This window comes from Desulfovibrio gilichinskyi (assembly GCF_900177375.1).
GTDB classification, from domain to species: Bacteria; Desulfobacterota; Desulfovibrionia; order Desulfovibrionales; family Desulfovibrionaceae; genus Maridesulfovibrio; species Maridesulfovibrio gilichinskyi.
Map to the genome: position 1 here is coordinate 248,822 of NZ_FWZU01000001.1, position 15,253 is coordinate 264,074.

General features: G+C 42.8%; 13 protein-coding genes, 2 tRNA genes and 1 riboswitch. Of the genes, 5 read left to right on the forward strand and 10 right to left on the reverse strand.

Annotated elements, in window-relative coordinates; translation table 11 throughout:
• Positions 1 to 23: 23 nt before the first annotated feature.
• The 3 genes from B9N78_RS01085 (at position 24) to B9N78_RS01095 (ending at position 2,740) form a co-directional block, all read left to right on the forward strand.
• Positions 24 to 326 carry a Dabb family protein gene (locus B9N78_RS01085; RefSeq protein ID WP_085097092.1) on the forward strand — a complete coding sequence of 101 codons (303 nt, stop codon included), beginning with the start codon at positions 24 to 26 and terminating at the stop codon, positions 324 to 326.
• Positions 327 to 512: 186 nt separating this feature from the next.
• Positions 513 to 2,324, forward strand: coding sequence for a methyl-accepting chemotaxis protein (locus B9N78_RS01090; RefSeq protein WP_085097095.1), 1,812 nt, complete (start codon positions 513 to 515; stop codon positions 2,322 to 2,324).
• 77 nt (positions 2,325 to 2,401) lie between these two features.
• Positions 2,402 to 2,740: an Hpt domain-containing protein gene (locus B9N78_RS01095; RefSeq protein ID WP_085097098.1), complete on the forward strand. Its 339-nt coding sequence runs from the start codon at positions 2,402 to 2,404 to the stop codon at positions 2,738 to 2,740.
• Positions 2,741 to 2,782: 42 nt separating this feature from the next.
• On the opposite strand, the gene B9N78_RS01100 is transcribed toward B9N78_RS01095, so the two are convergent.
• The 5 genes from B9N78_RS01100 to B9N78_RS01120 form a co-directional block, all read right to left on the reverse strand.
• Positions 2,783 to 3,745, reverse strand: a complete 963-nt coding sequence (locus B9N78_RS01100) for a YheT family hydrolase (RefSeq protein ID WP_085097101.1) — start codon at positions 3,743 to 3,745, stop codon at positions 2,783 to 2,785.
• Between the two features lie 153 nt (positions 3,746 to 3,898).
• On the reverse strand, positions 3,899 to 4,456 hold the full coding sequence (locus tag B9N78_RS01105; protein ID WP_085097104.1) for a manganese efflux pump MntP: 558 nt from the start codon (positions 4,454 to 4,456) through the stop codon (positions 3,899 to 3,901).
• A 173-nt stretch (positions 4,457 to 4,629) separates the two neighbouring features.
• Positions 4,630 to 5,886 (reverse strand): serine hydroxymethyltransferase, encoded by a 1,257-nt coding sequence (locus tag B9N78_RS01110; protein WP_085097107.1) that lies wholly within the window; start codon positions 5,884 to 5,886, stop codon positions 4,630 to 4,632.
• A gap of 51 nt (positions 5,887 to 5,937) precedes the next feature.
• Positions 5,938 to 6,022: riboswitch (ZMP/ZTP riboswitch) on the reverse strand.
• A 72-nt stretch (positions 6,023 to 6,094) separates the two neighbouring features.
• Positions 6,095 to 6,532 (reverse strand): alanyl-tRNA editing protein, encoded by a 438-nt coding sequence (locus B9N78_RS01115; RefSeq protein ID WP_085097110.1) that lies wholly within the window; start codon positions 6,530 to 6,532, stop codon positions 6,095 to 6,097.
• Positions 6,533 to 7,113: 581 nt separating this feature from the next.
• Positions 7,114 to 7,992 carry a LysR family transcriptional regulator ArgP gene (locus tag B9N78_RS01120; RefSeq protein WP_085097113.1) on the reverse strand — a complete coding sequence of 293 codons (879 nt, stop codon included), beginning with the start codon at positions 7,990 to 7,992 and terminating at the stop codon, positions 7,114 to 7,116.
• A 102-nt stretch (positions 7,993 to 8,094) separates the two neighbouring features.
• On the opposite strand from B9N78_RS01120, the gene B9N78_RS01125 reads away from it, so the two are divergent.
• A complete protein-coding gene (locus tag B9N78_RS01125; protein WP_085097116.1) occupies positions 8,095 to 8,715 on the forward strand; it encodes a LysE/ArgO family amino acid transporter in 621 nt (206 codons plus the stop codon).
• 21 nt (positions 8,716 to 8,736) lie between these two features.
• Here the strand turns inward: B9N78_RS01125 and ptsP are convergent, their stop codons facing one another.
• The 3 genes from ptsP to dhaK all read right to left on the reverse strand — a co-directional run bounded on the left by ptsP (position 8,737) and on the right by dhaK (position 13,063).
• A complete protein-coding gene (gene ptsP / locus B9N78_RS01130) occupies positions 8,737 to 11,226 on the reverse strand; it encodes a phosphoenolpyruvate--protein phosphotransferase (RefSeq protein ID WP_085097118.1) in 2,490 nt (829 codons plus the stop codon).
• A 70-nt stretch (positions 11,227 to 11,296) separates the two neighbouring features.
• Positions 11,297 to 11,929 (reverse strand): dihydroxyacetone kinase subunit DhaL, encoded by a 633-nt coding sequence (gene dhaL / locus B9N78_RS01135; protein ID WP_085097121.1) that lies wholly within the window; start codon positions 11,927 to 11,929, stop codon positions 11,297 to 11,299.
• A 75-nt stretch (positions 11,930 to 12,004) separates the two neighbouring features.
• Positions 12,005 to 13,063, reverse strand: coding sequence for a dihydroxyacetone kinase subunit DhaK (gene dhaK / locus B9N78_RS01140; protein ID WP_085097124.1), 1,059 nt, complete (start codon positions 13,061 to 13,063; stop codon positions 12,005 to 12,007).
• A 377-nt stretch (positions 13,064 to 13,440) separates the two neighbouring features.
• On the opposite strand from dhaK, the gene B9N78_RS01145 reads away from it, so the two are divergent.
• Positions 13,441 to 14,799, forward strand: coding sequence for a phosphatidylserine decarboxylase family protein (locus B9N78_RS01145; RefSeq protein ID WP_085097127.1), 1,359 nt, complete (start codon positions 13,441 to 13,443; stop codon positions 14,797 to 14,799).
• Positions 14,800 to 14,905: 106 nt separating this feature from the next.
• Here the strand turns inward: B9N78_RS01145 and B9N78_RS01150 are convergent.
• Both B9N78_RS01150 and B9N78_RS01155 read right to left on the reverse strand, forming a co-directional pair.
• Positions 14,906 to 14,982: transfer RNA gene (locus tag B9N78_RS01150), tRNA-Met, on the reverse strand.
• Positions 14,983 to 15,151: 169 nt separating this feature from the next.
• A tRNA-Met gene (locus B9N78_RS01155) sits at positions 15,152 to 15,228 on the reverse strand.
• Between the last annotated feature and the right edge of the window lie 25 nt (positions 15,229 to 15,253).

Genomic DNA, 15,253 nt, shown 5'->3' on the forward strand with positions numbered 1-15,253 from the left:
GTAATCAATTAAGGGAGAATTCAGTGATTAAGCATATTGTTATGTGGACCTTGAAGGATGAGGCTGAAGGCGGAACTTCCGCTGAAAATGGAATCAAGATGAAACAAATTCTTGAAAATCTGTCTGGCAAAATAGATGAATTAAAACATATTGAAGTTAGTGTAGATGTTTTTGCAGCGATTCCTGACTGCAACGTAGTTCTTTATTCAGAATTTGAAACAAAAGATGATCTTGATGCTTATCAGGTACATCCGCTTCATCAGGCATGTGTTGCTTTCATAAAGCAGGTTGTCGCATCAAGAAATGTTATAGATTATGTGATTTAAGTAATTATAAATTTGATTTTTAAGAGCTGGGAGTTAAATAACTTCCAGCTCTTTTTTTTGTATATTTTTTTTAAATAACTATGACAAAGCAATACTGTCGTGTATAGTTATAGTACGTATTGGTGTAAGGTCTGTAATTTAATCAGATTGGTTATGGTAATGTAATTTTTTATAGGGGAGGATCCTATGCTGAAAAATCTTTCTATCGGATCCCGGTTTTTTCTATTGCTTTCATTGATGGTAGTGTTTGTGATTGTCACCGGAGTTCTTTTTCTAGGAGCTATCCGCGAGATCACAGCATACGGAGTAAGTGAGACTCAAAATGTCATGCTTGAAGACCAGAAAGAGAAGCTTCACGTTGCAATTGAAAGTATGGCCTTATCAATGGGGCAAGAATTAAAGGTTCTTAAGAGTGAAGATGAACAGTTGGAGTTCATCCGTTCCGCAGTAGATCCTGTCAGGTATGAAAAAGATAATTCCGGCTACTTTTTTGTATATAAGGGTACTGTAAATATGGCAATGCCCCCCAATAAATCCTTGCAAGGTAAGGATTTAAGCGGATTAAAGGATCAGAACGGACTTTTCCTTATTCGGGAGTTAGCCGATGCTGCTCAAAATGGAGGAGGCTTTGTTACTTATTATTTTGAAAAGCCGGGATCTGGAGTTCAACCGAAGATCAGTTATGCACAGATGATTCCAGGAACAGACATGTGGATCGGGACAGGAGTGTACTTAGATAACATTGATATTGAAAAGGCGCGCATTAGCGGCGTGATGAATGAAAGCGCTAATTCTATTACCATGAAAATCGTAATAGGGGCCAGCGTGGTTTTTTTATTATTAATATTACCATTAAGTCTCTACCTTATCAGAACTATCGTTGCACCGCTGCGTGAATCAACAGATGCGGCAACTGCAGTAGCAGACGGTAATCTTGAAGTAAGTCTAAATCCGCAGGGTAGAAATGAAATATCAACTTTGCAACTGGCATTAAATTCGATGGTTTTAACTTTGTCAGAGAATATTAACAGCATTAAATTTAAGGAAGCTGAGGCGCAGGAGCAGACTGCGATTGCACAAAAGGCCGCGGCTGAAGCTCAGGAAGCCACTAAACGGGCCGAAGGAGCAAAGAAGGAAGGGATGCTGGCCGCCGCAGAAAAATTGCAGGCTGTTATTGATCGTGTTTCAACAATTACTGATGAAGTCACCTGTAGCGCAGACGAAATTTTGCGCGGGAGTGAGTTTCAAAAGCAGAGAGTCGCCGAGACTGCCACCGCAATGGAAGAAATGAATGCGACAGTTCTTGAAGTTGCCAGAAATGCTTCCGAGACAAGTCAGAGCTCTGAGAAATCAATGAAAAGAGCAAGTGAAGGTGCTGGAATGGTTCAAGATACCATTGTTGCTATGACAGATATTCAGGGCAGAACTTCAAGACTGAAGGAAACAATGGAGCAACTAGACAAGCAATCTGTAGAAATAGGAAATGTGCTTGGTGTTATCAATGATATTGCCGACCAGACAAATCTTCTCGCACTTAATGCTGCTATTGAAGCGGCGCGAGCAGGGGATGCTGGAAGAGGGTTTGCAGTTGTTGCCGATGAAGTCCGTAAACTAGCTGAAAAGACAATCGGTGCAACAGATGAAGTTGAGAGCAGTATAAATTCTATTCAGCGATTAGCGCGTGAAAATGTTAAGGGTATAGATGAAACAGTTACTGCTGTAGAAGAAGCTACGGAGCTTTCAAGAAATTCAGGAACTATGCTTGCTGAAATTGTTGAGCTCGCGAAAAACTCTGCTGACCAGATTCGGTCAATTGCAACCGCAGCTGAAGAACAATCCGCAACGTCTGAAGAAATAAATCGAAGTGTCGGAGAAATTGACGCGATGACTGAAGAGAATGCGAAAAACAGTCAAGTTGCATCGTCAGGAACACAACATCTGTCTGAAGATGTTAGAGAATTACTTGACCTTGTTGAAGAATTAAAGCGTGGGGATTAGCACGCTCTGATTAATTGCTCAGTCTATAATTTGATCGAAATTTTTTATAAATTCAACCTACCCCGAAGGAGGTGCTTATGAGTTGTGACCAATTATTAATCGCTCGGGAGTTCCTTTCAAAGGAGTTGAATTTGCAATCGGAAAATTTAGATGATTTCATGAAAGAAATTGTTGATTCTTTACACTTGCAGCTGGATAGTCTTGATGAAGCAATTGATGATGGAGATTTTGAATCTATAATTGTCCATGCTCATACCCTTAAGGAAAGTCTCGGTAATTTAGGACTTATAGAGATGAGTATGCTTGCAGATTGTATTGAGAAAGACGCTAAAGGCACGGCTCCGGTATATCTGGGTTGCCATTTTATGTGGCTTAGAAAAGAACTGTTATGCTTATTTCAGAATGGGTTATATTAATAAATAAATGCCCTGCTGATATTTCGGCAGGGCATTTATTTATTATGCGTTCAAAAATCTTACAACGCGGCTTTCAGACCATAGCTGTTTTTCCTGCGGCAGGTCCGTAAAACCTACATGTCCTCCATATTGAGGAATTTGAAGCGACAGATAGTTGTTGTTTCTGGCTTCCGAAATCGGGTAGCATTCAGGAGAAAGAAACGGGTCGTCCTGTGCGTTTAAAATAAGAGTAGGGACTTTAATTTTATTTAAAAACTGTTTGCATGACGATTTATTATAGTAGTCGGCAGCGTCTTTAAATCCATTAAGCGGAGCTGTGTAACTATTGTCGAAATCAATGAGGTTTTTAACGGAAGGCAATGCATTGAGCGGGAAAAGATCTGGAAATTGTCTGTGTTTACTAAGGACCTTTTTTTTGAGTGATCGCAAAAAGTATTGGCTGTAAATAAAGTTCGATTTCTTGCAAAGCTGCCTGGCAGCTGTAAGCAGGTCACAAGGAACAGATATTCCGATTGCACGTGTAACATTTTCAGGGATCAGATCAGGGTTTTCACCTAAGTATTTTAACACCTGATTTCCGCCCATGCTAAACCCGATAAGAGCTGCATCATCATAGATTCCGTGATTAAGCCCGTACTCAAGAACAGTGTGAAGATCCTTTGTATCACCACTGTGATACATCTGCGGCTTTCTGTTCATTTCGTAACTGCACCCGCGAAAATTGTAGGTAATGCAATCCCAGCCGGAGAGAACCATGGCCCTGGCCATTCCAAGCACGTAGTGTCTACGTGAGTTGCCTTCGAGTCCATGGGCTATTACTGCCAGTCTGGTGCTGCCTGCCAAATGCCAGTCTATGTCTAAAAAATCCCCGTCGGGAGTGTCGATTCTTCTTCTTATAACAGGTGGCAGGCTTACTTTTCTGAAAAGTCGCGGAAAAATAGTTTGAAGGTGGCCTGACTGGAGAGGAAATTTAGGTTTAAAGGGAGGGGGCTGCAATAAGGGCATTTGGTAAAAATATCCATCCTTGGCTTGCCGCTGCAAACCTGATTTTAATGTTAGGTAAAGTGAAAACGGAATCTATGTATAAAGACTATACCTAGGATTGGTCGCTGTCAAAAGTAGAAATGAAGAAATTTTGATTATTTGTCATGTACTATTTTACAGAAACAGCAATTTCAGCCCGATGAGTATCAGGACAATACCACCGACGAGTTCTGCCGCATGGCTGTACCGCGAAGCTTTGGAAAATTTCTTTCCTAACTGAATACCTGTTGCGGTTAATACCAATGCGGTAATACCAATTAAAACAGACGGTATTACAATGGGATAGTCCATGATGGAAAAGGAGAGACCAACCGCAAGAGCGTCAAGGCTTGTAGCAACAGATAGAAAAATTAATGATAATCCTTTGGTCGGATCTTTTTTTACATCGCACGAGTCTTCATGTTGAAAAGACTCAAGAATCATTTTCCCGCCTATAAAGGAAAGCAGAATAAATGAAATCCACGGCGCGTATGTCTCGACTAATGTTTTTACAGCAAGTCCGGCGGCCCAGCCTATCAGCGGCATGAGTGCTTGAAAAAGTCCGAAGTGAAACGCGAGCCTGAAAGTCTGTCGTTTGCTGACTTCCGGCATGCAAAGTCCGCATGCAACGGCAATTGTAAAAGCATCCATTGCAAGAGCTATGGATATGATAATTATTTCATAAAAAGACATGCTGACTTTTTCCTAAGTTTATTCATTCGAGTTGATTTATCAAGAGCAGGGATATCTATCCGGCATATGCTGTTTTGTTAAGTAAAAACTAATGGAAAAAACTGGAAATAAATTTAAAAAAAGCCCGGAACAAGGTTAAAATATCTTGTTCCGGGCTGATTGCAAGCTGTTAATTAAATCCCAGGGACAGGAAATTTTGAACAGAAAGATTCAATTTCGTGCTTAGTCTGTTTTGCAAGATCAGACTTGTCCGGATTTTTCAGAGTCTTAATTATCCATCCGGCAAGTTGAGACATGTCTTCTTCTTTCATGCCGCGTGTTGTTGCTGCCGGAGTTCCGATTCTGATTCCGCTAGGTTTCAGCGGCGGGTTAGGATCATCTGGAATAATCTGTTTATTAGTAGTGATAGAGACTGAATCCAGCAGCTCTTCTGCCAGTTTCCCGTCAATACCGAAACTTTTTTGTGTATCAACAACCATCATGTGATTATCAGTTCCGCCGGTCACGAGACTGGCACCTGATTTAGTTAATTCGGCGGCAAGTGTTTTTGCATTGTTCAGAACCTGCAATCCGTATTTGTGGAAATCAAGTTCAGCTGCTTTTTTTAAAGTGATGGCGATACCTGCAATAGTATTCATGTGCGGACCGCCTTGCAAACCGGGGAAGACTGCTTTGTCAATTTTTTGCGAAAATTCTTTTTTACATAGAATCATACCGCCGCGCGGTCCCCGGAGCGATTTATGCGAAGTTGTGGTAACAATATCAAACCCGAAGTCAAAAGGATTCAGCATTACGTCGGCGGCAACAAGCCCGCCATAGTGCGAGGCATCTGTCATGGTTATAGCTCCGACTTCATCTGCAATTTTTTTAAATGCAGCATAATCCAGATCACGTGGATACGATGTGTAACCGCACAGAATCATTTTTGGTTTATGCTCAAGTGCTGTTTTGCGAAGTTCATCAAAATTTATGCTGCCGTCTACGGGATCAGTTTTATAGCGGATGAAATTAAATAGCTTGCCCATAAAGGAAACAGGCGCGCCGTGGGTGAGATGACCGCCATGTGAAAGGTCCATTGCTAAAATTGTATCACCCGGTTCAAGCAGGCCGAGGTATACAGCCTGATTCATTGGTGAACCTGAGAGCGGCTGAACGTTTGCGTGTTCACATCTAAATACTTCTTTGGCTCTTTCGCGGGCAATTTCTTCGACTATATCAGTGTATTTTTGACCGCCATAGTAGCGTCTGCCGGGATAACCTTCAGAATATTTATTGGTGAAAACACTGCCTAGCACGCCAAGTACTTCAGGGTAGGTATAATTTTCGGACGGGATAAGTTCGATGCCGGCGCGCTGTCTGTGCTCTTCGCCTTCGAGAGCAGCAAAAATGTCGGGGTCTGATTTTTGGAGAAGGTCGCGATATGAATTCATGGGCAACTCCTTGTTTGTTCCCCTTGTTAAGAGGAAAGGATGCACGTCGTATGACGCGGCCCAGGCGAGCGGCAGGAAGCTGATTCCGTGTTTCCTCGTGGTTATCCACTTAAGTTCGCCAGTTGCACGGAATGATTTTTTAAAACAGCAGGCCTAAGAACTATCAACAGAAATTATTCTTGTAAACAGTTTTTAGGCCTGCAAATTTTTAGACTGCGCCTAATTTATATCTAATGCGTAAAATGCCATCTTCATAACTATGTGAAACCATATTGAATTCACCTATTTCGCTGGTGCTATCAACGTGTTCGCCTATGCAGGGACATGCATCAAAATCACCTATTTTAATGATTCTTACGCTGTCCACTTCTTCAGGAAGTCTTTCCAGATTGAATCTTTCTTCAGCTTCTTCCAGAGTGATGAGATCTTCGGTTACTGCAAGATTTGCGGAAATTGCAGCGTTAAGAGTCATTTCAATTTCACGCGCTTCTTCGTCGGTCATGCCGCGTTTGTATTTGTAATCGCATTTAGATTTTTTCTTGTTGATGTGCGCGCTGAAACAACGTCCACATTTGAATTTGCGATCCATTGCTGCGTTTAGCATATGTTCTGCCGAGTGCATTCTTGGCTGGTAATCTTTTGCCATGATAAATCCCTTCTACTAACTAAGCGTTAGTTTTATTTTTTTTAAAATTTATGTGATGAGTAAATATTCATTAAGACTGAGGGGGTAAAGCAAGTGCGATTTCTTACGCTTTTACCGGATAGCCAACAGGTCTGAACACTATTTAAAATAGGGTTGCTTTACAAGAGGAATAAATTTTATTTTTGCGGTGAGATTTGTTTATGCCCTAGGTGGAAGCAAAGAGAAGAAGGAGACGCTTGTCAGCGGGGTGCGTCTCCAGATTCTCTTTTACAGGGGGAGGAAGAGACCAAGTCTGCAGCAATAATGTACATTGCCGGGGGAGGTAGAACTAGTTTCTTCGGTTTTCATAAAAGGTGGGACCCTTTTTTAGAAATATATAAATTACCATGAATGATTGTTTTTAAGTGAGAACTGAAATATTGCTTTCAAATTAAGAATATGTGTATACGAATTTTAAAAAGGTGTCAAAATAAAGATAATAATAAACTTTAAATATGCTTAATTTGGCGTGAAATATTATCTGGGTAGAACTGTAAAGCTTTAAGATTGTTTAAACTTTGTGATCAAAAATTATTTATATTTTACCCCTTAAAATACCCGACCAAAGCCTTGCTAAGCCCATTTAACAATGGCGTATCCACACTCCAAGACTGCCAATACATCGGAACAGAAACCCGCACTTCTGGAAGAAGATCAATGAGTTTTCCGGTTTCAAAATCATCGCCGATTTGAGATTCTGCTACCATTCCATAGGCAAATTCACGGCGAATAACTTCTACAAATGGCTCTGATGAAGGAACGTAAAACATTGGATGTGTGATTGTTTTTCTAGGGAAAACAATATTTAGCATCCGTTTATGGGCTACATCTTTACGATTGAATATGACGGCTGGAGCTTTTGAGGCGGCCTCCTGCGTAAAGCCGCTTTTAAACCATTTATCCCGAAAATTCGGCGTACAAACGCATAAATAATCTATGGTTGCGAGGTATTCTTTTTTACAGCTTTTTAATGTCTTGGAACTTGTTCCAATGCATCCGACAACTTCCCCGCGTTTAAGCAGTTCATGTGTCTGTGTTTCATCGTCAACATAGAGATCAAGCAGGACACTGTTTTCCCGTAGAAAATCACCTAGTGCATCAAACAGCCAAGTTGCCAGAGTATCAGCGTTCACCCCAAGCGGTATGCTGATAAAATCATCTGGATCATTAAGCCCCGTTTCTTCCGCCAGACTATCTTCCATGAGCCGTACTTGCCGCAGATGTTTAATAAGTTTGCGTCCGGCCTGCGTAGGTTCCGGCGGTACAGAGCGAACTATCAGTATTTGGCCAGTTTGTTCCTCAAGAGCCCGTATGCGCTGAGATACTGCCGATTGAGTGAGATTCAGCTTGGCAGACGCTTTATCGAATCCGCCTTCTTCTATTACCGCGGTGAGTGCTTCTAAAAATTTGTAATCGAGCATGTACTGAGTATAAGCAAAATTAATAATAAATGAAAATATTTAATTTTACTAATTTAGACCTGATGCATAAGGTCTTCTTAACTTGAACAAAGGAGATTACATATGTCTATGATACTTCCATATATGCAGGGATTCGGAACCGGGGCAGGGTTGATTGTTGCGATCGGTTCTCAGAATGCCTTTGTGTTGACGCAGAGCATTAAAAAGAATCATCACTTAAAAATATGTTTGGTGTGCGCGCTGTGTGATGCTGTGCTTATTATGCTTGGCGTGTTTGGCGTAGGAGATCTTGTGGCATCAAATCCAATGCTTCTCAAACCTGCCGCATGGGGTGGAGCTGTATTTCTTGCTTGGTATGGGATCGGTTCTTTCAGGTCTGCAATTAAAGGCGGTAAGCTTGAAACTGAAGAAGGAGCAGTTTCAGGGCTACGCTCAATTCTTTTATTGACTCTTGCCATGACTTTGCTGAACCCGCATGTGTATTTGGACACAGTCGTAATGCTTGGCTCTATGAGCGGACAGTATTCAGGTGATGGTCGTTATTTCTTCGGATTCGGAGCTATTACAGCATCATTTATCTGGTTTTATACTCTGGGCTTCGGGGGGCGCGCATTGGCGCCCCTATTTAAAAAGCCTGTTACATGGCGAGTACTGGATAGCATTGTTGGCGTAACCATGTGGCTTATCGCCTTCAATCTTGCCCATAAAGCTATGAGTATATGATCATGTAAAGCCCGCGATGAATTAAACCAAAAGAGCTTTTACTTCATCGCTTGATTTAGCTGTAAGAGCTTTTTCAGCCAGAGCACGGCAATCATTCATGTGAACGTTGCGGATAGCTTCTTTCACACTGGGGATAGCCGGACCGTTCATGCTAAGTTCATCAAGGCCGAGTCCTAACAGTAACGGCGCAGCCTTGCTGTTTCCTGCCAGCTCTCCGCACATGCCTACTTCAATTCCGGCAGCTTTAGCGGCGTTGCAGGTCATTGCTACCATGCGCAGCACCGCCGGATTAAGATTGTCACACAGTTTCGAAACTGAACCGTTACCGCGATCCGCAGCCATTACATACTGAGTCAGGTCATTTGTTCCTATGCTGAAAAAGTCGCAAATGGCAGCCAGCTTGTCAGCCATTGCAACGGCAGATGGAACTTCAATCATGATTCCTGTCTTAACTTTATCAGCAATCGTCAATCCTTCGCTGATAAGTTCATCACGGACCTTCGCTTGAAAATCCAGAACAGATGTAAGCTCGTCCACATCTGAAATCATAGGATACATAATCCAGATATTTTCGGTGGTTGCGGCTCTAAGAAGGGCGCGTAGCTGGGTGCGGAACAGTTCAGGGCGTGCCATACAAAAACGTACGCCGCGTTCACCAAGGAACGGGTTGTCTTCTTTCGGAGTATCTAGATATTTAACAGGTTTGTCCCCGCCGATGTCCAGTGTGCGGATAATAACGGGGCGGTCCTGCATGGCTTTGGCAGCTTCAACATATGCTGCAAACTGTTCTTCTTCGTCAGGAGCAGCTGTTCTGTCTTGAAATAGAAACTCGGTACGGAAAAGACCGACACCTTCAGCTCCGTATTCCAGAACTCGGGGAGCGTCGGAAGGGATTCCAATGTTCCCCATAACCATAATCTCAGTTCCATCCAAAGTTTTTGCCGGAGCGGCTCCTTTGGTCTTGGCTTCTTCACATTCTGCCAGCCATGTAGCTCTTTTCTTTGCAGTTTCATCTTTAACAGACTGGTCCGGATCAATCCAGACTTTACCTTCAAAACCATCAAGAGCGATGATTTTTCCGTTTGTAATCTGCTGAATGGATTCTCCTGCGCCGATTACAGCAGGAATACCCATGGAACGGGATAAAATAGCCGCATGGGAGGTTATACCTCCGATTGCAGTGATCACCCCTAAAACTTTTTTAAGATCAAGACCTGCAACATCAGAAGGAGAAAGGTCTTCAGCCACTATGATGGATTCTTCTTTAAGGTGAATCGCCTGTTCGGTTACACCTGTCAGAATACGCAAAACTCTCCCTCCGCAGTCAATAACATCTGCCGCGCGGGCCTGCATATATGGATCATCAAGACTGCGAAAATCAGCCGCCATGCTGTCCATGACTTCAAACCATGCAAAGTCTGCGTTAATATTTTGTTCTGAAATTGCAGATGCAGCTTTATCGCGCATGTCCTGATCGCTAAGAATCAGTGCATGAACTTTGAAAATAGCCGCACTGGATTTTCCGGCTGTTTTTTCGGTTTCGAGCTGTAATTGTTTCAGATCAGAAAGAGCTGAAGAAATAGCCTGATCAAGTCTTTTAATTTCTGCCGCGCTGTCCGTAACGGTTGTGCGTTCAACATCCGGCAGACTGGCCTGATGCACATAAGCAACGCCGACAGCGTATCCGGCGGAAGCGGGGGCTCCGCAGATAGTTCCGTCTGTATGCTGAACACTGGGCCGTGTTTCTTGAACGATCTCGGTGACATCTTCATCTCTTTCACCGAAATTATCTGCATGTAATTTAATAAGAGCTTCAAGAGCTTCTTGCGCATCCGGGCCGGATGCGGTTATTTCAATAGTATCACCGTTTTTGACAGAGAGCAGAGCTACTTGGTTAATGCTTTTTGCAGACGCAGTTTTTTCGCCTTTGCGAACCTTGATGCTGGATTTAAATTTACCGGCAGTTGAAACAAGATTGGCTGCCGGGCGGGCATGTAATCCCATTTTATTTATGATAACCAGCTCAGTGCTCAGTTCATTTTCAGAAGGTTCGATTTCCGGTACACAATCACGAGTTGTGAGAGTTTCTCCTGTGATCGGAGCTAGCTGCTGGATTTTAACATCTAAGGCCGTAGCCGCTTCCGCGCTTGCTTCCTGCAATGAGGCTCCTACAGAAGCTTGAACCGCCGCAGCCATAGTTCCTTCCACAATGGGGGCAGAGCATAGCAGAACTTTTTCTCTTATCTCATCTGGTAAAAAGTCCAGCGCAGTTTCCGCACTCATAAGCGCACTTCCAAGATCCATGAGAACCAGTACTCCGTCTTTTGCAGACGCAGCTACAGATTCAATGGCTTCCATAACCTTCATGGGGTCTGTACCTATAGGATTATCAGGGTCATCAATTCCGCCGGTGGCTTTAATCACCACGGACCCCTGAACCATCTGCGAGGCCAGTTCAAGCACACCTTCAGCCAATTTCTGACTGTGAGAAACTATTACTATTCCGATCATTTCAATCAAGCTCCAAAGTAGCTCAAGGCAATCAACTTCCGGTAAATTCCAGAAGCGTAAACCTTAATTTCTAGCTGGCAAGTACTTCTTTCAGGGTTTCAAGCATGTAAAAAGATGAAGTCGCGCCCGGGTCCTGATGACCTATGCTTCTTTCTCCAAGGTAGCTTGCGCGTCCTTTTTTGGCCTGCAACGGGATGGTGTCGGCTAAAGCTTTTTCACCAACAGGGAGAATGGTATCTACAATGGCAGAAACATCATCACCGTTATCGGCGCATTCTTTAATTTTTTCCAGCACTGGAGCCCATAGGTCATACATAGTTTTGTCGCCTAAATTCGGTCTGCCGCGCAGTAGAATTCCGCCGACTCCGGCTTCAATAAATTTAAAAAAATCTTCAGAGTTTATTTCTTCTTTATCGGCAAGTACCATGCCGCCTTTCATCCAGAATGTGCCGTAAAGAGGACCGCTGGCACCGCCGACGCTGGACATAAGCGTCATGCCGACAGTTTTAAGGATGGTCCCGATATCTTTCGATTCCACAGCAGGGAGTTTTTCAATTACTTTTGAGAATCCGCGGTTCATGTTAATGCCGTGGTCCGCGTCACCGATTGCAGCATCCAGTTCGGTAAGGTATTCTTTTTTGTCAGTGTAAACTGTATTCAGCTTCTTAAGCCAGGAAATCAGTTGAGTTTTATTTATGGGCATTTTTTATTCTCCAAAAGTAAGGAGCAGGCGCAGAAAAAATCCACGCCTGCTTTTTTATTATTCAAGTATGGTCGTTTACCAGGTTAAACCGGGGGTTTTAACCGGAGCGTCCCAGAATTTCAGGATTTCATCATCAGCTTTGAGCAGGGTGATTGAAAAACCCTGCATTTCAAGTGAGGTGATGTAAGGTCCGATAAGGTTGCGGACAATGGTGATCCCTTTGTCTTTACATACTTCATCAAGTTTTTTGTAAATTGTGTAAAGCTCGGAAACAGGAGTTCCGCCCATGCTGTTTACAAATGCGATAACTTTGTCCCCTTTAGCAAAAGGAACATCGACAAGTTTTTTTTCAGCCCAGTCACTTCCATCCCATTCGCGAACTGTGCGGGTATAGGCAGGGTCATCAATAATCTGTAAAGCTGAGTATTCAGTCATTTCATCAATCGGTTTGATGGGCATGCGATGAGTTCCCGGTTCGCCGTGGATACCGATTCCCATTTCAACTTCATCTTCAGCGAGTTCAAAAGTCGGCTTGCCTGCTGCCGGAACGGTGCAGGAGGTGAGAGCTACGCCGAAAGAGCGTCCATACTGGTTTACCTTGCGGCAAAGGTCTGAGCATTTTTCCAGATTGTATCCGGCTTCAGCTGCAGCGCCGACAATTTTTTCAGCAAGAACAGTGGTTCCGACTCCGCGTCTGCCGGCAGTGTATAAACTGTCTTTAACTGCAACGTCATCATCAATCAAAATGTTTTGGACTTTAATACCTTCGCTTGCAACCAGTTCAGCTGCAGCCTCAAAATTCATTACATCGCCGGTATAGTTCTTTACTATGAAGAGAACTCCTTCGCCGCTGTCGACTGCTTTAGCGCATTCGTACATTTGGTCCGGGGTAGGAGAAGTGAAGACTTCACCGGGACAGGCTCCGTCCAGCATCCCTTTTCCGACAAAGCCGCCATGCATAGGTTCATGGCCGGAGCCTCCTCCGGATATGATAGCAACTTTCCCTTTAACCGGAGCGTCAGATCTGTAAACGTAGTAGGGTTCAAACTTAACGGTCAGTTCAGGGTGAGCAAGAGCCATCCCTTCTAACTGTTCCTTAACCACATTTTCCACATCATTGATCAGTTTTTTCATCTAATATCCCCTTGGTTATGGTTGTCCATACATGACCTAAAATAAAATAAAAAAATAAAAATGTCGATATGTGAACCGGAATGTTATTAAATGTGTTTTTATGTATTCAATAATTTCGAATAAATTTTCATTTACGAAAAATAATTGAACGGATTTTGACAGTTTCAAACCTAAAATCAAATCTTCATTAGTTTAATATTAAATTCAGAATCCGTCTATAAAAAGTAAAATTGCGAACGGTTATATCTGTAATACGTAATTTACTATGCAAACTAGAAATCTTTCGTTTCCCAGTTTATCAAAATAAGTTAAAACAAAATTGTGTTAACAGTAGGGGGTTACCCTGTTATTGATGGTTAACTGAAAAAGGAGTGCGTATGAAAAAATACTTGTCAAAAGTCGGATTTTTTGCGGTTTTTATTGCTGTTTTTTTCTTCCTTGCAGCACAGCAGCCTGCATCTGCTGATGCAACAACGCAAACCACGCCTTATAAAGTAGGGAAGTGGCTGCCGTCGGATCAGCAGGTTTTAAATGATTGGCGCACTGATCTGATTAAAGAGACGGATGCGTCCGGTAATGTTCCTTTGCTTCCGGTTATTCAGGAATTTAAAGACTTGATCGAGAGTGACCCTGAGCTTTTTATGCTTTTCACGGAAATGTTTAATCAGGTTCCGCGCAAACCGCCTTATGATAAAGATCCAACAGGTAAACCGCAGGTAAGAAATTACAAGCATATGCTGCAACTTATGAATACCCTTATGACACGTGCTCCTGAATTCAATAAAACAGGGCTGGTAGGGTTTCCTATTAATGCTATTTTAGATTGGCCTATGGGTACTCCTGCCGGAGTCAGTGCTTTTTTAAATGAAAAGGTGAACAGGCAGCTTAAGAAAATTTTAACTCAGTGGGCCGTTTATCTAGATTCACCGGACTCCCGTTATGTTTTGAGTGATGATCCGAAACACGGCTGGTTCGGACATGACGCAAAAGAAGCAATGCCGACTTTTGCAAAGGATTTTGTCTGCTATCCGAAGAAAAAATATTACGGATTTACTTCATGGGACGATTTTTTTACCCGTGTTTTCCGTGAAGGTCGTCGTCCTGTAGCTTCTCCTGAAGATGATTCCGTCATTAGCAATGCCTGTGAATCTGCACCGTTTAGGCTGGCTCAAAATGTGAAGCTGCGGGATAAGTTCTGGATTAAAGCGCAGCCTTATTCACTTGCGCATATGTTAGATGATGAAGAGTTGGCTAAAGTTTTTGAAGGAGGAACAGTTTATCAGGCTTTCTTAAGTGCTCTCAGCTATCATCGCTGGCACAGTCCGGTGAGCGGAACTATTGTGAAAACTAAAATTATAGACGGTTCATATTACGCCGAGGCTCAAAGTATGGGGTTTGATCCGTCCGGTCCTAATAATTCACAGGGATATATCACGCAAGTCGCAGCAAGAGGATTGATTCTAATACAAGCTGATAATCCGGACATCGGTTTGATGGGAATAATGTTTATCGGTATGGCGGAAGTTTCATCAAATGAAATAACCGTTTACGAAGGACAGCACGTTAATAAGGGCGACCAGTTAGGAATGTTTCATTTCGGAGGTTCCACCCATACTCTTATTTTCAGGCCTGGTGTAAAGCTTGAGTTCGATTTGCATGGTCAGGTTCCGGGACTGAATTCCAGCAATATTCCGGTTAGATCTAGAATTGCGACAGTCATGAAAATGAAGAAGTAGTAGAAGCTTTGAGCAATGTTTTAAGACAATAAGATTGTTTGAAGGAATATTGCAGGATAACAAAAAAGGCTTAATCTTTCGATTAAGCCTTTTATTTAGAGCGATGTGGTTGCGGGGGCCGGATTTGAACCAACGACCTTCGGGTTATGAGCCCGACGAGCTACCAAGCTGCTCCACCCCGCGTCACTGAGAATGTTTCTACACATTCTGGTATTTGCTGTCAACCAAAAAAATGATTTTTGCAAAAATATTTCAAATATTATCAGGGCCTTAAATAATAACGTCCATTTCATGGATGGACATAACCCCGAAAAAAAAGAACCCGTCAGAAGAGAGGTTCATCAAAATTTAGTGGTTGCGGGGGCCGGATTTGAACCAACGACCTTCGGGTTATGAGCCCGACGAGCTACCAAGCTGCTCCACCCCGCGTCACTGAAAGCATGTCTACAGTTCG